Origin of the sequence: Propionibacterium acidifaciens, assembly GCF_003798325.1 — a bacterium.
Taxonomy (GTDB): Bacteria; Actinomycetota; Actinomycetes; order Propionibacteriales; family Propionibacteriaceae; genus Propionibacterium; species Propionibacterium acidifaciens.
The window spans coordinates 1464370-1482085 of record NZ_CP033719.1; the positions used below are offsets into that span (position 1 = coordinate 1464370).

Below are 17716 nucleotides of genomic sequence, written 5' to 3' on the forward strand. Positions count from 1 at the left end.
CGCGTCAACACCCGGGACGCATCCGGGGCGACAGCACAGAAGCGAGGTGGGAACAGGGGAACGGGGTGCGAGCAAGGGGAACGAGTACGACTCGCCCGCCCTCCGGCCCCGGGCGGTCAGCGGACCGCGGAGCCCACCGAGCCGTCGTCGATGCTGATGTCGGGGCTCGACGGGGAGGACGTCTCCGCCCCCAGCGGGCTGGCCGTGTCGAAGTCGGACTGCCACTGCTTCAGCCCGACGGTCCGCTCGTTCTTGAAGGCCGTGGCGATCATCAGCTTGATGCGGTTGAGCTGGTTGACCTCCGAGGCGCCCGGGTCGTAGTCGATCGAGGTGATGTTGGCCTGCGGGTAGAGCTCGCGCAGCGTCTTGAACATGCCGCGCCCGACCACGTGGTTGGGCAGGCAGGCGAACGGCTGGGCGCAGATGATGTTCGGCGTGCCGTGCTCGATGAGGTGCATCATCTCGGCGACGAGCAGCCAGCCCTCGCCGGCCTGGGTGCCCAGCGAGATGACCCTCTGGGCGCGGGCGGCCATGTCGTGGATGCGCTCGGGCACCTCGAACTTGCCGTTCGTGGCGGCCAGCGCCCGGTCGGCGGTCCTCTGGGTCTGCTCGATGCACCACAGCGCCAGCCTCTTGAGGTACCGCCCGGACCTGTCGAGGCCGAAGTTCTCGTAGCGCCACTGGCCGGTCTCGAGTGACTGCAGGAAGAAGCCCATGAGGCCGGGCATGACGGCCTCGCAGCCCTCGTCCTCGATGACGCCGATGACGTTGTTGTTGGCGTCGGGCTGGAACTTCACGAGGATCTCGCCGACGACGCCCACGCGCGGCTTGCGCGGGATGTCGAGCAGCGGCAGCTCGTCGAACTCCCCGACCATCCGGCGGCACAGCCATTTGAAGCCCACCCTGCGGCCCTCCGTCGGGGAGTACGAGGGGTCGACCATGAACTCGCGCACGAGCGTGTTCCAGCGCCGGTAGAGCCGCATCGCCGAGCCCTCCTCGCGCTCGTACGGGCGCACGCGCAGGAGCACCTCCTGGAGCAGGTCCGTGAGGACGAGCCCCTGGATGGCCCCGTGGACGAGGCTCGGGGTCAGCTTGAAGCCCGGGTTGGACTCGAGGCCCTGGGCCGAGACCGCCAGCACCGGGACGTCCCCATAGCCGGCGGCCCGCAGGCCGCGGCGCAGCATGCCGACGTAGTTCGTCGCGCGGCACATGCCGCCGGTCTGGGTGATCGCCACGGCGGACGCGGCGGGGTCGGCGTCGCCGGAGACGAACTTGTTGATGAGCTGGCCGATGACCATGATCGCCGGGAAGCAGGCGTCGTTGTTGACGTACTTGAGGCCGCACTCCATGTCATCGCGCGAGGCGTGCTCGAGCAGCTCCATCCGGTAGCCGGCCCGCCGGAAGAGCGGTTCGATGGCCTGGAAGTGGATCGGGGACATCTGGGGCAGGTAGACCGTGCGGGTCCTGCGCATCTCCTTCGTGTACGGCGGGGTGCTGCTCGCCGGCACCGTGACGAGTCCGGCGGCCGGGGCGGGGAGGGCCGTCGTGTCGACCTCGCGGGAGACCTCCTCGCGCTCGGCCGCCGCGGCGCGCAGCGAGCGCAGGCGGATCCGGGCGGCGCCGAGGTTGGAGACCTCGTCGATCTTCAGGACGGTGTAGATGTCGCCGGCCTGCTCGAGGATGTCCTGGACCTGGTCGGTCGTGACGGCGTCGACGCCGCAGCCGAACGAGTTCAGCTGCACGAGGTTGAGCCTCGGGTCGCGACGCACCTGGGCGGCGGCCTCGTAGAGGCGGGTGTGGTACACCCACTGGTCGCGCACGCGCAGGGGGCGGGCGAAGCCCGTGCTGCGCATGCCGTTGGTCAGCGCGTCCTCCGAGAGGACGACCATGCCCAGCTGGGTGATCTGGTCGGGGATGCCGTGGTTGATCTCGGGATCGACGTGGTACGGCCGCCCCGCCAGCACGATGCCCCGCATGCCGTGCTCGATCATGTACTGCATGGCGCGGTCGCCCTCGGCCCTGATGTCGGCCTTGGCCCGGTCGAGCTCGGCGAAGCCGGCCGCGACGGCCTCCCTCATCTCGGGCAGCCCGATCCCCCATGCGGCCAGGATCTCGACGAGTCGCTCGGCGAGCTTGTCGGGGTCGTTCAGGTTGAGGAAGGGGTCCATGAAGGTGACGCCGGGCTCGTGCAGCCGTTCGACGTTCTTCTCGAGGACCTGGGGGTAGAAGGCGACGATCGGGCAGTTGAAGTTGTTGTCCGCCTCGGCGATCTCCTTGCGTTCGTAGTTGACGCAGGGCATCCAGATGGTCCTCGCGCCGTGGTCGAGCAGCCACTCGATGTGACCGTGGGCCAGCTTGGCCGGGTAGCAGACGTTCTCGGAGGCGATCGACTCCATGCCCGACTCGAACAGGTCGTGGCTGGAGCGGCCGGACAGGAGCACCTTGAAGCCGAGCCGGGTGAAGATCGTGAACCACAGCGGGTAGTCCTCGTACATGCCCAGAGCCCTCGGCATGCCGATCTCGCCGCGGGTGGCCTTGGCGTCGGTGAGCCGGCGGTAGGCGAACATCCGCTTGTACTTGTAGTCGTACAGGTTCGGGGTCTCGCTCTTGCGCGGACGGGCGTCCAGGCTGGCGCCGCGCTCGCAGCGGTTGCCGGAGACCTGGCGGGAGCCGTCGTCGAAGGTCGTGATGGTGAGCTTGCAGTGGTTCTGGCACAGCTTGCAGATGCGCTGGCTGGACTCGACCGAGAAGCCCTCCAGGTCGCGGTCCATCATGGCCGAGACGTCGCCCGGGGCGGCGTGGGACCTGGCGATGAGGGCCGCGCCGTAGGCGCCCATGTGGCCCGAGATGTTCGGCCGCTTCACGTTGACGCCGGTGAGCAGCTCGAAGGCGCGCAGCACGGCGTTGTTGAGGAAGGTGCCGCCCTGGGCCACGACCCGGTCGCCGAGCTCGCCGGCGTCGCGCAGCTTCATCACCTTGTAGAGGGCGTTGCGCACCACCGAGTAGGACAGGCCCGCGGAGATGTCGGCGATGCCGGCGCCCTCCTTCTGGGCCTGCTTGACCGAGGAGTTCATGAACACGGTGCAGCGGCTGCCGAGGTCGACGGGGGCCGTGGCCTCCATGCCGACCCGGGCGAACTCGCGCACATCGGCACCCATCGTCTCGGCGAAGGTCTGCAGGAAGGAGCCGCAGCCGGCCGAGCAGGCCTCGTTGACGGCGATGGAGTCGACGACGCCCTCGCGGATCTTGACGAACTTCATGTCCTGGCCGCCGATGTCGATGACGCTCGTCACGCCGGGGCAGACGGCCTGAGCGGCGCGGAAGTGGGCCATCGTCTCGATCTCGCCCTCGTCGGCGTGCAGGGCCGTCCTCACGAGGTCCTCGCCGTAGCCGGTGACGCAGGTGCGGGCGATCGTCGAGCCGGCGGGCAGGGCCGAGATGACGTCCCGGGCGATGGCCACGGCGGCCTTGACCGGGTCGCCCTGGTTGGAGTCGTAGCTGGAGTGGACGATCGTGCCCTCGTCGTCGATGAGGACCGACTTGATGGTCGTCGACCCGGCGTCGATGCCCAGGTAGAGGTCGCCGACGGCCTCGCTCATGTCGGCCTGCTCGACGTCGACGACGCCGTGGCGCGCGTCGAACTCGGCGCGCTCGGCCTCGTCGAGGAACAGCGGGCGCATCGTCTTGGACGCCACCTGGATCTCGCCGGCGCTGTCGAGCATCTGCGCCAGGTGGCGCAGCGAGAGGGTCGGGCCGTCGGCGAGGAAGGCGGCGCCGACGGCCACGTGGAGCTGGCCGTCGGCGGGGCTCACGTAGTCGTGGACGTGGTCGCCGAGGACGCGCGTGAAGGCCTCGCGCAGCTGGGGCAGGAAGTGCAGCGGGCCGCCGAGGAAGATGACCTTGCCGCGGATCGGGCGGCCGCAGGCCAGGCCGGCGACGGTCTGGGTGGCGACGGCCTGGAGGACCGAGGCGGCGATGTCCTCGTGGCGGGCGCCCTGGTTGATGAGCGGCTGCACGTCGGTCTTGGCGAAGACGCCGCAGCGCGAGGCGATGGGGTAGAGGTTCTCGTGGCGGCCGGCGAGCTCGTCGAGGCCGGCGGCGTCGGTGTGCAGCAGGGTGGCCATCTGGTCGATGAAGGCCCCGGTGCCGCCGGCGCACGAGCCGTTCATGCGCTGCTCGGGCGTCGGGTGGAGGTAGGTGATCTTGGCGTCCTCGCCGCCGAGCTCGATGACGACGTCGACATCGGGGTTCAGCTGCTCGATCGCCTCGGTCGCGGCGATGACCTCCTGGATGAAGGTGACGTTCATCATGCGGGCGACGCCGAGGCCGCCCGAGCCGGTCATGGCGACCTTGAGGGTGTCGTCCGGGAAGCGCTCGCCGATGTCGAGCAGGAGCCGCCTCATCTCGCCGCGCACGTCGGCGTTGTGCCGCCGGTAGTCGCTGAAGAGCATCTCGTGGCCGCGCATGACGACCGCCTTCACCGTCGTCGACCCGACGTCGAGACCGAGGCGCAGGACCTCACCAGTCATCCGTCCTCCTCCGTGGGACCGGGAGAGCACCGTGCGAAAACAGAATGCTCGTTCTGTTTCATCGTAGGTCAGGGCCGCCGCTTCCGAAACCCGGGGCGCGGGGAGGGGCGCACGGGCCCGCCCTGCGGAGGTCCCGAGACCCGGGCGCGGGGAGGGGCGGGACGACCGGACCGCCCGTCGCCGACGCCGGGGACGGGCCTCGACGCCGCGGGGACGCCGCCGCGGAGGACAATCGCGGAGGACAATGGAGCATCATCCCCGGAAGGACCGCCATGCCATCGCACCAGCCCAGGGGCGTCCCCGCCGACGGGGCGTCCGCGCGTCCCCTCACCGGGACCATCGGCGCGGCGCTCGCGTGCTCCCTCCTCGCCGCCGCGCTGAGCGGCTGCGGGGCGGCCGGGGGCGACTCGCCCGAGGACGCGCTGCGGACCCGCCTCGAACAGCTCGTGGCGTCCTTCCCCGACGACGCCCAGGTGTCCGTCGCGACCGCCGACGGCGGGGTCGTCACCGTCGGCCAGGTGCCCGAGTCCACGGCGTGGTCGACGATCAAGGTGCCGATCGCCGTCGAGGCGCTGCGCGAGGGCGACGGGCTCGACGAGCTGGCAGCGCAGGCGATCACCGAGTCGAGCAACGACGCGGCGAGCACGCTGTTCGACACGCTCGGCGGCGGCTACCAGTCCAGCACCAGGGTCGACAACCTGCTGCGCGAGGGCGGCGACACGACGACGCTGACGCTGCCGAACGCGGCGCTCGGCGGCGACACCGGCTTCGGCATGACCCAGTGGTCGAGCGCCGACCAGGCCCGATTCGCCTCGTGGCTGGCCTGCTCGGACGACGGGGCGGCCCGGCGCGTCTACTCGCTCATGGCCGACCTCGTCGACGCCCAGGCCGTCGGCATCGAGACCGTCGACGGCGGGCACGCCAAGTCAGGCTGGGGGACCAACGAGCGCACCGGCGTCTCGACGATGCGCCAGCTGGGGATCATCGACACGGGCGCCGGCCTCGTCGCGATGAGCGTCGTCATCACCGGCCACGAGTACCGGACGGTGACCGACGAGATCGACGTACTGGGCGACTGGCTGCCCCGGCACGAGGGCGAGCTGCCGACCTTCCGGTGCGCCGGCGGCCAGGGCTGAGCGCGGTCCCGGCGGGCCGGTGCTCCCCGATCGGCCCCGGCAGGGGCCGCCCGGTCCGGGCACGGGGCCCCGGCGGGCCGGACGCGACCTCTGCGGCGCCGGATCGTCGACCCGGCCCGGATCCGCCGCTGCCACCGACTCGGTCCCCGCGCGGCCGAGGCCCACCGGGCCGTCCGCACCGGCCCTCGGCCTCCCCGGGATCGCTCCCCGCGCGATTGGTCCCCGCGCATAGGATCGCCGGATGCTGCTCATGGAGATCTCCTCGTCGACCAGCGTCTCGCTGTTCTGGATCGTGCTGGCGACGCTCGTCGCCCCGGCGATCGGACACGCGACCCGGCGCGTCCTGCCCGAGGTGGTCCTGCTGCTCGGCCTCGGGGTGCTCATCGGCCCCTCGGGGCTGCAGCTGGCGGGCGCCACGAACCTCGAGATGCTCAAGCAGCTCGGCCTGGGCCTGCTCTTCCTGTCGGCGGGCTACGAGATCGACCCGAACGACCTCGTCGGACGACGGACGAGGTCCGCCGCCCTCACCTGGCTCGTCTGCCTGGTGATCGGCTTCGGGGTCGGCATGCTCATCGTCCCCGGGCACCGGTGGCTGAACGCGGCGGCCCTGGCGATCGCGCTCGGCTCGACGGCGCTCGGCACGCTCATGCCGATCCTGCGGGAGCAGGGCGTGCTCGACCGGCCGCTGGGGAGGGCCTTCCTGGCCCAGGGCACGGTCGGCGAGCTCGGCCCGGTGGCGGCGATGGCGATCCTGCTGTCGAGCAACTCGCCGTGGGTCGGGGCGCTCGTCCTCATCGGCTTCGGCGTGCTCACGGCGGGTCTGGCGCTCGGCACCCGCCACCGCATGAGGCGGGCGGCCCATCGCGTCAACGACCAGCTCCGGCACCTGAGCGAGGCCGAGCGCCAGGACGTCTACCAGCGGGTCATCGACTGGTTCATCCGCACCGGCGAGCACCGGCTCACCCAGGGGACCATGCGGACGATCATGCTGCTGCTCACCGGGCTCATGGCGCTGGCCGCGCTCTTCGACGTCGACGTGGCGCTCGGCGCGTTCATGGCGGGCCTGTGCCTCCGGCTCATCGTGGGCGACCACACCGGCCCGCTCGAAGAGCGCATCTCGGTGCTGGGCAACAGCTTCTTCATCCCCGTCTTCTTCGTCATGAGCGGCATGGGCATCGCGCTGGACGCCGTGCGCTCGAGCCCGCTCACCGTCGTCGCGGCCTTCTTCGCGGTGCTCGTGACGCGGGGCCTGCCGGTGTGGCTGGCCGAGCGCTTCACGAGCACCGGTTCGGGCGTGGCGGCGGGGGCCGAGCGGGCGAAGCTGGCGCTCTACTCGTCGGCCGGGCTGCCGATCATCGTGGCCGTCACCGAGGTGGCCGTCTCGCAGGAGCTCATGCCGGCCTCGCTGGGCTCGTGCCTCGTGGCTGCCGGCGCGCTGACGGTGCTGGTCTTCCCGCTCGCCGCCCGCGGCCTGGACCGCGCCGCCCGGAGGACGCGGTCGGGGCGGACCGGCAGGGCCCTCCCGGGGCCCGGCGCCGCGGGAACGACGGAGCGACCGGACGCCGGCGCCGCGGTCGGACGTCCCGCCGGCTGGGGCCGAGCAGCCGCAGCAGGTGGAGGCCGCCGCGCGCCGAGCTGACCAGGCCGACGGGGATCTGGAAGGGCGCGAGCGCGCGCTGGGCGCGAAGACCCGTCGCGCCCAGGAGCGCGCCGCCCATCGCGACGCTCGGCCGAAGGCGGTGCCGGGAGTGCCGGCCAGCCTCCGGGCCGGCTGCGGCGCGGCGAGGGCGAGGAAGCCGATCGGCCCGGTGACCGCCACGACGACGGCCACGAGCAGCACCCCGTGGACGAGCATGACGAGACGCCGCCGGGCCGGTCGCACCCCCGCGCCGGCGAGCCGGGCCGCGATGGCCCGCGGCAGTCTCCGGTCGAGGACGATGAAGCGATCGGCGCCGGAGCCTCCGCCGACCAGCACGCGCAGGACGTACGGCACGACGAGTCCGACGAAGCCGACGGGCCCGGCCGCCGCGGTGGCGGCTCCGCACAGCAGGGCGATGGCGACGAGCGAGGCGACGCGCACGACGCCGAGGCGGGCGCCGAGGGCCGCGGCCTGCTCGTCGCCGAGGGCCAGCGCGTTGAGACCGCGCCCGCAGGCCGGGGCGACGACGAGCCCGGCGGCGATGAACGGACCGACCCAGGCGAGCGTGAGCATGTCGCGCTCGGCGAAGGAGCCGAGGGTCCGGAAGCGGTAGGAGTCGAAGACGTCGGTGTCGCACATGGTGATGGTGCCGGTGACCGGGTCGAGCGCCGCGGCGAGTGCGACGCCGGCGAGCACGAGGAGCAGGGCGAGAGCCATTCGGCGACGAATTCCAGCTGACGGCGCAGTGGCCCCGGACATGCCACGAGAACAGCGGAGGACGAGCTCGGGCTTCCCTCATGACGGCACGAATCCAGCGCCGAACGCTCGGCCCCGGCCTCGGGGCCGCCGCCGCGGCCGCACCGAGCCGAGCGTCGAGTCGATCGGCACCCTCGACGCCGACCTCATCCTGGTGAACTCGGCCGGCAGGACATCGACATCCTCCACGCGAGCCTGTCCGCCCTGGCGCCGACCGTCGTGACGAAGAGCACCGGCCCGCACTGGAAGCAGGACGTCTAGCTCGTCGCCGATTCCCTCGGCAGACTCGAGCGGGCCCGGGACTGGCTCACGGACCACCAGGACGACGCCGCGGCCTGGGGCGTCGGCCTGTCGCAGGCGCCCACCGCCTCGTTCCTCAGCAGGACGTCCGACCGTCTCCGCGTCTACGGCCTCGCCTCGTTCCCCGGCTCGCTGGCCGAGGACGCCGGACTGGCCCGCCAGGCGATCGACGGGCTCGTCGTCATCCAGCCGGCACCGCGGCCGTCGAGGGGGCTCGCGCTGCCGGCGGGCCCGCCCGCCGCGTCCTCGGACTCGACCCTCCGCGCTGCCCGTCGGCCCCGGCCGACCAGGTGCAGGGCGTGCGGGCGGCCATGACGCACCTGCTCGGCCTGGGGCACCGGACGGTGCACCGCATCACCGGCCCGGCCGACTCGCGCTCGGCGCTCATCCGGTCGGCCACGTGGGCGCGCCGCCTCGAGGAGGCCGGGATCTCAGCGCCGGCACCGGCGCCGGGGGGCTGGGAGGCCGCCGACGGCTACGCGGCGGGGCTCCCCGACCCGGGCGCCCGTCGCCGGACCCGACGAACGGCCTCGCCGCCGCGGGCGGGGCGCTACACTCCCAGTGTTGAACGATGTTCAGTACTCAGTACGGGGCGCGGTTCAGGAGGGGCGCCGACTCCCGGGCAGGGGCGTCCGGCACGACCCGGCGGGGCGCCTGCGCCCGGGGAGGGTGATCGCATGACCGGCACGACGGGAGCCCGGATGATCGGCGGGGACGACCCGACGGCCGCCTTCTGGCGGGCCCACCGCGAGGGCTCGCCGATTGCGCTGCGCACCTCGGGCACCACGGGCGCCGCGCGCATCATCGTGCGCAGCACGGACTCCTGGGTGGACTCCTTCGCGCCGCTGGCGGCGCGCATGGGGCTGGGCGCCGCCGACACGATGTGGCTCCCCGGCCCGCTGACCTCGACGATGAACCTCTTCTCGGCCTGCCTGTGCGAGTACGTCGGCGCCGCCTGGAGCCGGCGCCCCGAACACGCGAGCTGGGCGACGCTGACCCCCTCGTCCCTCGCGGGGGCGCTCGGGACCCGCCCGGCGATGAAGGCCCTCGTCGCCGGCGACGGACTGCCCGTGCGGGACTGGGAACGGGCCACGGCCAGGGGCTGGACGGTGCTGCACTACTACGGCGCGGCCGAGCTCTCGCTCGTCGCGCTGGGCCGGCACGCGCAGGACCTGCGCCCCTTCGACTCGGTCGAGGTCGACACCGCTGACGGGCGCATCTGGGTGCGTTCGCCGTGGCTCTGCCTCGACCGCTCCGGGCCCGGCGGGCTCGTCCGGCGCGGGGACGGATTCGTCACGGTCGGCGACCGCGGCGAGCTGGACGGCGGGCTGCTGCGCGTCTGGGGCCGGGACGGGGCGGTCACCACCGGCGGCGCGACCGTCGAGCTGGCGCCGCTGCAGGCCCGGCTCGCCGCCCGGACCGTCGGCGGGCTCGTCCTCCTCGGCGTCCCCCACCCCCGGCTGGGGCAGGTGCTGGCGGCCGTCGTGACCGACGACGACGACCTGGTGGCCGTGAGGGGCTGGGCCCGCCGGAACCTGTCCGGCCCGCAGCGGCCCCGCCTGTGGCGGGTCGTCCCCCGGCTGCCGCGGACGGCCGCCGGGAAGGTCGACCTGCGCCGCCTGGCCGAGGAGCTGACGCGATGAGCGTGTACGTCGTCGACGCCCGGCGCACCGCGATCGGCACGGCCCACGGCATGTGGCGGGACACGGACACCACCGGGCTCGCCGCGCCGGTGCTCGCCGCGCTCGCCCGCGCCTGCCCGGAGTCGGGCCTCATCCGACAGGTCGTCATGGGCAATGTGCGGGGCCCCGGCGGCAACGTCGCCCGCGTCGCGGCGCTCGCCGCCGGCCTGACGGACGTCCCCGCACTCACGATCGACCGGCAGTGCGGTTCCGGGCTGACCGCCATCGAGGTCGGGCACCACTGGTTGGCGGCCGAACCCGGCTACGTCATCGCCGGCGGGGTGCAGTCGGTCTCGACCGAGCCGCTGACCCACTGGCGGTCGGAGGACGGGCGGCCGCCCCGGCTCTTCGAGCGGGCGCCCTTCGCGCCGCCCGGCTGCCCCGATCCCGAGATGGGCGAGGCGGCCGATCTGCTGGCCGCCGAGTGCGGCATCGGCCGCGAACGCCAGGACGCCTACGCGGTCGCCTCGCACCGGCGGGCCTCCGAGGCCCGCCGGGCCGGGCTCCTCGCCGACGAGATCGTCCCCGTCGACGGAAGGGACCGCGACGAGCGACCCCGGCCGGGCTTCACCGTCGAGCGGCTCGCCAGGTTCCGGCCGATCTTCCGCGCCGACGGGACCGTCACCGCCGCGAACTCCTGCGGCGTCAACGACGGGGCGGCGGCGGTGCTCCTGGCCGACGAGGGCACCTGGGCCCGCCACCGGTGCCCCGCGCTGCGGATCACGGCCGTCCGCTCGGCGACGTGCGACCCGGGCCGGCCCGGCTGGGGAGCCGTCCCGGCCTGCCGCCGGGCGCTGGGGCGCTGCGGCCTCGAGGCCCGCCGGCTCGACGTCGTCGAGATCAACGAGGCCTTCGCCGGGCAGGTGCTCGCCTGCCTCGACGCCTTGGGCATCGACGAGGGGCGCAACTGCCCGCAGGGCGGCGCCATCGCGCTGGGGCACCCGTGGGCGGCCACCGGGGCCGTGCTCGTGACCCGGCTGTTCAGCCAGCTCGTCAGGCAGGGCCGGGGTCGGTACGGGCTGGCCGCCATCGCGATCGGCGGCGGCCAGGGCACGGCCGTCGTCGTCGAGGCGGTGCCCTGAGCCCCGGCCGCGGGTCAGCCGTCGTAGCCGACCTCGGTGGCGCCGCAGGCGTGGAGGGTGGCGGCCAGCACGCCCACCGCGCAGGGCCACTCGTGCAGGACGATGCGCACCCAGCCGTAGGACTCGTCCATGACGTTCGCATCCCACCAGCGCCAGGCCCGCTCGGCGGGATCGGCCCAGGCCAGCCAGGCGGTGAGGTCCCAGATCCGGTCGGAGCCGGCGGGCCGGTCCTCGCAGGCCCTCCGGAACCATTCGGGCAGGGCGGAGCGGGCGCTCCCGGCGGCGAAGTCCCCGTGGTCGAGGCCCGCCATCGACAGCCACACCTGCCGTGCGCCGTCGAGCACGCTCTTGGCCTCGTCCGGGGCGATGAAGTCCATGCGGCCCATGCCGACCCCCTCGGGCAGCTCCCCCGCATCGGGGCCGGAGAAGAGCCGGTCGACCTCAGTGGACATGGGGACCACCTCCGCAGGTGCTGTGGCGATGGGCCCATCATCGCATCCGCGCCCCGTCGGGCCTCCGGCGCCGTCGTCATGGCCCGGGCGACGCGGTCCGGACCGGCGGGCCCGCGCACCAGCGCCGGCAGCGGTTGGGCTCGTCGCATGACCGCCGGACCGGGACGTCTCGCCATCGAGGGACTCGGCTCGATCCGTCGTCTCGAGCTCGCCTCGGACGTCACCGTGCTCATCGGGGCCAATGGTTCCGGCGAGTCGAACCTCGTGAGCGCGCCGGAGCTCGTCCCGCGCACCTGGGACGACTCCTTCCGGGGGTGCCCGCGCCGACGCGGGGGCGCGAGCAATCCTCTCCTCGAGGGCGACGAGGGCCGGGCGGACCGCATCCGCATCGGGCTCACGTCCGAATTCGACGAGGAGGTCGGGCGGAACGGCTACCGGGTGGAGCTCCGGCCCGATGCCGTGCACGGCTCCGATCAGGCGGAGCTCCACGAATGGCTGCTCTTCCAGGCGGGCCGTGACCGCGAGCGGCCCTTCGACGAGGACCTGGGTCTCGGCGCCCGGAGCCGGGTCCGTCGCATCGCCGAGTCTGGAACGTCCGGAAGGCTCCGGGGCTTCGCCGCATACGTGCGCCCCATCCCGGAGGGCTGCCGGATCCTCCACTTCGACGACGTCTCCGGCCACGCCCCGGTCGAGGGCCGGTCGACGGCGGAAGACGACGTGGCCCTGCGCTCGGACGCGGGGAGCATCGCCGCCCATCCCCCCAGGGCCCAGCGGGAGCATCCCGGGCGCCACCGCCGGATCGTCTCCGCGATCAGTCACGTCAGGCCCTGTCTTCGACGACTTCGTCCTGCGGCCGGATCCCTCGGAACGGATCAGGCTGCGGTGGGGACAGCGGGGGCCGGATCGCACCTTCCTGGCCCGGGAGGCCGGTGACGGCACGCTGCGCCTCGTCCGCCTGGCCGCCCTGCTGCCGGGGCCCGACTCGCCGGCGACCGTCGTCCTCGACGAGCCCGAGCTCGGGCTGCACCCCGTGGCCACCGACCTGCCCGCGGAGATGACCCGCACCGCGGGCAGGAACGGGCGCGAGGTCATCCTGGCCACCCAGTCCGTGCCGTCGGTCCCCCACTTCGAGCTGGACGAGATCGTCGTCCTGAGCGGGGTCGCCGGCGCGACGCAGGTGTCCCGGTCCGATGGGGGGATTCCTCGCATCCTTCCTGGAGGACCACTCGACGGGCAGTCTCCGGGGATGAACCCGCTGGGTGGCGGCCCCGCGCACGAGGGAGCGGTCCGGTGGGGCAGGTCATCCGTCCTCGTCGAGGGTCGGACGGAGGAGGCGCTCGTCAGGGACGGTTCTCGCACCGGCGGCCCTCGTTCAAGACGTCGGCCTCACGTCGACGATCGTCACGACCTCCGCCACGCCCGCTGGAGACCACCGGGGCGGAGGCGGCTGGAAGCACCACGGCGGAGCCCTGCACCGTCTGCTCGCCGCAGGCCATTCCCACCGGATCGGACTCCTCATCGACTACGACCGGTACCCGGGGGCGCTCCCGGACGAGACGCGGGGGAACAGCATCGAGCGTCAGAGGATTCTCGTGGGTGCCTCGCGCGAGCACTACCGGGACCCCCGTTTCAGGCCCCTCGTCGTGCTCCACGAGATCGAGGCGCTCGTCCTCGCGGCGATCGACTCCGACCCGGGGGGAAGGGCTGCTCCCGGAACCGGCCCTGAACGAGCCGAGGGACGTGATCGGGCGCGCCGGCGGTCCCGAGCTCGTCGACGACGGTCCGGGCACGGCCCCGTCCGAGCGTCTCGAGAGGGCCGATCCGAACTGCAGCAGGACCGTCACGGGACCCCTTCCCATCGCCGAGGCGGGCCTCGGCGCCGTCCTCGAACGCTGCCCCGTCTTCGCCGCTTGGTGGCGGGGCATCATCGTGCCCTGAAGCCGGCCGGGGGACCCCGCGCCCTCCCCCTCCTGCGACGGGGGCACTACCTTTGTCGATGACCAGAGGGCGCGGGTGCCCCACCGCAGGAGGGCTCCGGGGCGCCGGACCGCTCCCACCGCCCGGGCACCGGCGCGACCTGCGAGCGGCACGGCCCGCGGGCACCGGGCGCCCGCACCCACCGGCAGGAGGCAGACGATGACCACCGACGACCTCGGGCATCCCGTCGACCTGGCCGCCCCGCCGCGGCGCGTCGTCGGCCTCGTGCCCTCGCTCACCGAGGCCCTGGCCCTGAGCTGCCCCGAGCGCGTCGTCGGCGCCACCCGGTTCTGCGTCCTCCCGCCCGACCTGGACGAGCGGGCCGGCCACCCGGTCGTCCGCGTGGGCGGCCCGAAGGACCCCGACCTCGGCGCGATCCTCGCCCTGGCGCCCGAGCTGGTCGTCGCGAGCAAGGAGGAGAACCGCCGGGAGGACGTCGAGGCGCTGCGCGCGGCCGGCGCACCCGTGTGGGTCACCGACGCGGCCACCGTCGACGGGGCCCTGGTGAGCATGGGGCGGCTGTTCGGGCGGGCCCTCGGGCTGGGGTCCCCGCCCGACTGGCTGCGGCGGGCCCGCCGCGCCTGGGCCGGGGCCGACGGGCCCGTCGTCTCGTCGGTCGTCGTGTGCATCTGGCGCGACCCGTGGATGGTCATCGGCCCGCGGACCTACGCCGCCGATCTGCTGCGGCGCACGGGCCTCCCCCTGGCCGAGCTGCCCGTCGCCGGCTGGGACCGGCAGCGCTACCCGGTCGTCGACCCCGGGACGATCCGGCGCTCGGACGCCGGACTCATCGTCCTGCTGGACGCCCCGTACCCCTTCGCGCCGGACGACGGGCCCGAGTGCTTCCCCGGCCGCGACGTGCGGATCCTGCCCGAGCGGCCGGTGGTCTGGTACGGCCCCGGCATGGTCGACGCGCGCGACCGGATCCGTGCGCTGCTGGGCCCGCGGCCGGCATGACGGTCGCCGGCCCGCCCGGCGTCAGTCCGCCACCGCGGCGGTGAGCATCGCGCGGCCCTGGGCCTCGTAGGCGCCCTCGTCGAAGTCGTCGACGAGGGCGCGCTGGGCGGCGAAGCCGAGGATGAGGCCGACGAGCATCTGCGCCAGGCCCCGCACGCGCCGCTGCGGCACGCCCTGGTTGCGGGCCCACGAGTCGAGCGTCAGGTCCAGGCCGTCGCGCAGCTGGCTGAACTCGGCGCGCAGCGCACGCCCCAGCTCGTCGTCGGTGAGGCCGCCGGCGCCCAGCTGGACGAGCAGCTCGCCGAGCTCGGGGCCGAGGCGCAGCGCCTCGACCGCGTAGCCGAACAGGTCGGCCGGGGAGGCCGGGTTGTCGAAGCACTCGGCGATCGCCGTCATCGGCCAGTGCAGCGCCTGGCGGGCGGTCTCGACGATGATCTCCTGCTTGCTGCCGAAGTGGTGGTAGATCGCGCCGGCGGAGGTGCCCGAGGTCCTGATGATGTCGGAGACGGAGGTGCCGCCGACGCCCTGCCTGCCGATGAGACCGGCGGTCGCCTCGATGATCGCCTGACGACTGTGAACGCTTCGGGGCTGGGGTTGTTCGGGCACGGCGTCAGTCTACGCAGCGCCGGCCCCGGCCCCCTCGGCGGCGCCGGGGCGCCGGCCGGGGCGGGCGGCGGGCCCTCAGTCCTCGAGGCCGTCGAGCCAGCGCTCCATGACCAGCCCTCCCAGACCGGCCAGACGCGGGCCCAGCCGGGCTGCGTCGGAGCGCAGGGCGCGCGGGTCGGTGCCGGCGTCAACGAGCTCGCGGGCGTGGCCGATGAGCCAGCGCTCGATGCCGCCGGGGTCGGCCTCGACGTGGAACTGCAGGCCGAGCACGTTGGGGCCGAGGCTGAACGCCTGCTGCGCGCAGGCCGGGCTCGTGGCCAGCCGCTGGGCGCCGGCGGGCATCTCGAAGCGGTCCCCGTGCCAGTGCAGGACGGGCTCGCCGTCCAGCGGGGCCAGTGCCGAGGCGCGGCCGGCGTCCGTGAGGTCGATGGGCGCGAAGCCGATCTCCTGCCCGCCGGACGCCACGACCGGGGCGCCGAGGGCCGAGGCCATGAGCTGGGCGCCGAGGCAGATGCCGAGGGTGGGGCGCCGCCCGACGAGGCGCTGGAGGATCGCGCGCCGCTCGTCCACGAGCCACGGGTAGGCGTCGGTCTCGCCGGCGCCCACCGGACCGCCGAGGACGACCGCGATGTCGGCGTCGTCGAGCGCCGACAGCTCGTCCACCCCGCCCTGGAGCATCGTGACCGAGTGGCCCCGGGCGCGCAGCACCGGTTCGAGGACGCCGAGATCCTCGAAGGCGACGTGGCGGACGGCGACGACTGTACCCATGGCTGCATCCTCGCACGGGATGCGCGCCCGCGGCGCGTGCGCATCCCGCGGCCCCGGCGCCGATGCGCAGCCGCCCGCCCTTCATGACCCGCCCGACGCTGCCGGGCCGCCAGCGCGTGTGCGGGTTGAAGGCGATGAGCGGGGCCGCCCCGGTCATGCCGTAGCCGTCGAGGATGTGGAGGCCGGCCGCGCCGGAGAACGGCTGGACCTCGCGCGACAGCGGGGCGCCGCCGCTCACGAGCATCCTCTCCGGCCCGCCGATCGCGGCCCGGATCCCGCCCAGGACGAGCCGGTCGGCCACGAGGAGCCGCAGACGGTCGCGCAGCGGGGCCGCTCGCCCCGGTTGTACGCGGCCTGCACGGCGGCGACGACGCCGAGCGACCAGTCGACGAGGCGCCTGCGCGGCCCCGAGTCGCCGGCCTCGGCGCGGGCGCCGGCCATCGCCGCCTCGTAGAGCTCGGGGACGGCGACCATCATCGTCGGGCGCGCCAGCGCCATCATCTCGGCGATGCGCCGGGTGTTCGGTGACGTAGGTGCTCATGCAGCCGTGCGACCCCAGATGGGCGGACCAGGCGCGTTCGAGGGCGTGCGAGAGCGTCGGGAGGCACAGCGAGCGCTCGGCGGGGCCGGAGGAGAGCATCTCGTCGAGGGCGCGGGACCCGGCGATCATCGCGCGGTGGGCGATCATGACGCCCGTGGGCTCGCCGGTGGTGCCCGAGGCGCAGATGATGCTGTATCAGGTCGTCGCCGGTGGCCGCGGCCAGTCGGGCGTCCACCTCTGCGGCCAGCCCCTCGTCGAGCGGGCCGTCGACGGGGGCGAAGCCGTCGAGGCTCTCGGCGCCCTCGTCCAGCTCGCGGTAGGTGGCGACGTCCCAGGCCGGGGGTCGTCGCCGACCAGCACGCGGGTGGCCGGGCGGTGGCTCCGGCGGGAGGCCGCGGCCTTGAACTCGAACATGAGGGCGACGTCGTCCCGGGCATGGGGTGGAGGGGCCGGAGGTGGGACGCGTCAGATCCTCGCTCGCAGCCAGGCGATGTCGGCGGCCTGGGCCTCGGCCCCGCCGGGGGTCTCGACGACGGCGGGTGCCCCGGCCGTGGCGACGATGCGTGCGATGGCCTCGGCGTCGGCCAGGCCCTGGCCGAGATTGGCGTGCCGGTCGGCGCCGGTTCCGGGCTCGTCGCGCGAGTCGTTGGCGTGCACGAGGTCGATGCGTCCGGTGATGGCCCGCACCCGGTCGACGAGGCCGTCGAGGCCGAGGCCTGCCCCGTGGGCGTGGCAGGTGTCGAGGCAGAAGCCGACCCGGTCCCCCCCATCGACCGCCGCGAGCGCCGTCCACAGCCGGTCGATCGACTCGAGCCGGCGGGCCATGGCGTGCCGGCCGCCCGCGGTGTTCTCGATGAGGATCGGCACCGCGGCGTCGAGCCCGGCCACGGCCTTCGCCCAGTTCTCGTACCCGGCCCCGGGGTCGTCCTCGGCGGTGACGTGCCCGCCGTGGACGACGACCCCGAGCGCGCCGAGTTCGGCCGCCATGTCGACGTGCTTCTGGAGCAGTCGGCGGCTCGGCACGCGGATGCGGTTGTTGGTGCTGGCCACGTTGATGACGAAGGGCGCGTGGACGACGAGCGCCAGCCCAGCGTCGGCGGCCGCGCGCCGCAGCGCCTGCGGGCCGCCCCCGTGGGCGAGGACGGGGCCCTTCCAGCTCCGCGGATCGCCGAGGCTGATCTGGACGATGTCGGCGCCGCGCGCCGCGGCCTCGCCGACGGGGTCCTCCTCGTCGACGTGGGCACCGATCAGGACTGACATACGGTGAGCCTAGTGGGCGCCCGGGGCGGCG

The 17716-nt window shown here is 74.1% G+C and carries 15 protein-coding genes and 1 pseudogene; 8 read left to right on the forward strand and 8 right to left on the reverse strand.

Annotated features, from left to right (window positions below):
• Window positions 1–116 precede the first annotated feature (116 nt).
• The gene (locus EGX94_RS06175; protein ID WP_021797014.1) at window positions 117–4529 is read right to left on the reverse strand and encodes an acyl-CoA dehydratase activase-related protein; all 4413 of its coding nucleotides are present in this window, start codon (window positions 4527–4529) and stop codon (window positions 117–119) included.
• A gap of 272 nt (window positions 4530–4801) precedes the next feature.
• Here EGX94_RS06175 and EGX94_RS06180 point away from each other — a divergent pair, with 272 nt between their 5' ends.
• A complete protein-coding gene (locus EGX94_RS06180) occupies window positions 4802–5665 on the forward strand; it encodes a serine hydrolase (protein WP_123826045.1) in 864 nt (287 codons plus the stop codon).
• Window positions 5666–5906: 241 nt separating this feature from the next.
• Entirely contained in the window at window positions 5907–7304 is a 1398-nt protein-coding gene (locus EGX94_RS06185; protein ID WP_123826047.1) for a cation:proton antiporter, read from the forward strand.
• 168 nt (window positions 7305–7472) lie between these two features.
• On the opposite strand, the pseudogene EGX94_RS14310 reads toward EGX94_RS06185, so the two are convergent.
• Window positions 7473–8063, reverse strand: a pseudogene (locus tag EGX94_RS14310) (iron chelate uptake ABC transporter family permease subunit); the annotation flags it as partial.
• A 401-nt stretch (window positions 8064–8464) separates the two neighbouring features.
• Window positions 8465–8698, reverse strand: a complete 234-nt coding sequence (locus tag EGX94_RS06200) for a hypothetical protein (RefSeq protein ID WP_148083274.1) — start codon at window positions 8696–8698, stop codon at window positions 8465–8467.
• Between the two features lie 339 nt (window positions 8699–9037).
• Between EGX94_RS06200 and EGX94_RS06205 the strand changes: the two genes are divergently transcribed.
• Complete coding sequence (locus EGX94_RS06205) at window positions 9038–10003, forward strand: AMP-binding enzyme (RefSeq protein WP_123826049.1); 966 nt, start codon at window positions 9038–9040, stop codon at window positions 10001–10003.
• Window positions 10000–11124 carry a thiolase family protein gene (locus tag EGX94_RS06210; RefSeq protein WP_123826051.1) on the forward strand — a complete coding sequence of 375 codons (1125 nt, stop codon included), beginning with the start codon at window positions 10000–10002 and terminating at the stop codon, window positions 11122–11124. Before EGX94_RS06205 ends, EGX94_RS06210 begins: the two co-directional genes overlap by 4 nt.
• A 14-nt stretch (window positions 11125–11138) precedes the next feature.
• Here the strand turns inward: EGX94_RS06210 and EGX94_RS06215 are convergent, their stop codons facing one another.
• A complete protein-coding gene (locus EGX94_RS06215) occupies window positions 11139–11576 on the reverse strand; it encodes a hypothetical protein (protein ID WP_123826053.1) in 438 nt (145 codons plus the stop codon).
• Window positions 11577–11723: 147 nt separating this feature from the next.
• Here EGX94_RS06215 and EGX94_RS06220 point away from each other — a divergent pair, with 147 nt between their 5' ends.
• From EGX94_RS06220 to EGX94_RS06230, 4 genes are all read left to right on the forward strand, one after another.
• Window positions 11724–12509 (forward strand): AAA family ATPase, encoded by a 786-nt coding sequence (locus EGX94_RS06220; RefSeq protein WP_226906057.1) that lies wholly within the window; start codon window positions 11724–11726, stop codon window positions 12507–12509.
• On the forward strand, window positions 12490–13302 hold the full coding sequence (locus EGX94_RS14315) for an AAA family ATPase (protein ID WP_404825148.1): 813 nt from the start codon (window positions 12490–12492) through the stop codon (window positions 13300–13302). Before EGX94_RS06220 ends, EGX94_RS14315 begins: the two co-directional genes overlap by 20 nt.
• 14 nt (window positions 13303–13316) lie before the next feature.
• Window positions 13317–13514, forward strand: coding sequence for a DUF4276 family protein (locus EGX94_RS13770; protein ID WP_196807800.1), 198 nt, complete (start codon window positions 13317–13319; stop codon window positions 13512–13514).
• A gap of 198 nt (window positions 13515–13712) precedes the next feature.
• Window positions 13713–14510 (forward strand): helical backbone metal receptor, encoded by a 798-nt coding sequence (locus EGX94_RS06230; RefSeq protein ID WP_021798810.1) that lies wholly within the window; start codon window positions 13713–13715, stop codon window positions 14508–14510.
• A 21-nt stretch (window positions 14511–14531) separates the two neighbouring features.
• Here EGX94_RS06230 and EGX94_RS06235 read toward each other — a convergent pair whose 3' ends face one another.
• The 4 genes from EGX94_RS06235 to EGX94_RS06255 all read right to left on the reverse strand — a co-directional run bounded on the left by EGX94_RS06235 (window position 14532) and on the right by EGX94_RS06255 (window position 17685).
• A complete protein-coding gene (locus tag EGX94_RS06235) occupies window positions 14532–15116 on the reverse strand; it encodes a TetR/AcrR family transcriptional regulator (protein ID WP_021798808.1) in 585 nt (194 codons plus the stop codon).
• Window positions 15117–15191: 75 nt separating this feature from the next.
• The gene (locus EGX94_RS06240; protein ID WP_021796576.1) at window positions 15192–15884 is read right to left on the reverse strand and encodes a glutamine amidotransferase; all 693 of its coding nucleotides are present in this window, start codon (window positions 15882–15884) and stop codon (window positions 15192–15194) included.
• 234 nt (window positions 15885–16118) lie between these two features.
• On the reverse strand, window positions 16119–16385 hold the full coding sequence (locus EGX94_RS06245) for a hypothetical protein (RefSeq protein WP_043120384.1): 267 nt from the start codon (window positions 16383–16385) through the stop codon (window positions 16119–16121).
• 505 nt (window positions 16386–16890) lie between these two features.
• Window positions 16891–17685 carry a deoxyribonuclease IV gene (locus tag EGX94_RS06255; protein WP_021796582.1) on the reverse strand — a complete coding sequence of 265 codons (795 nt, stop codon included), beginning with the start codon at window positions 17683–17685 and terminating at the stop codon, window positions 16891–16893.
• Between the last annotated feature and the right edge of the window lie 31 nt (window positions 17686–17716).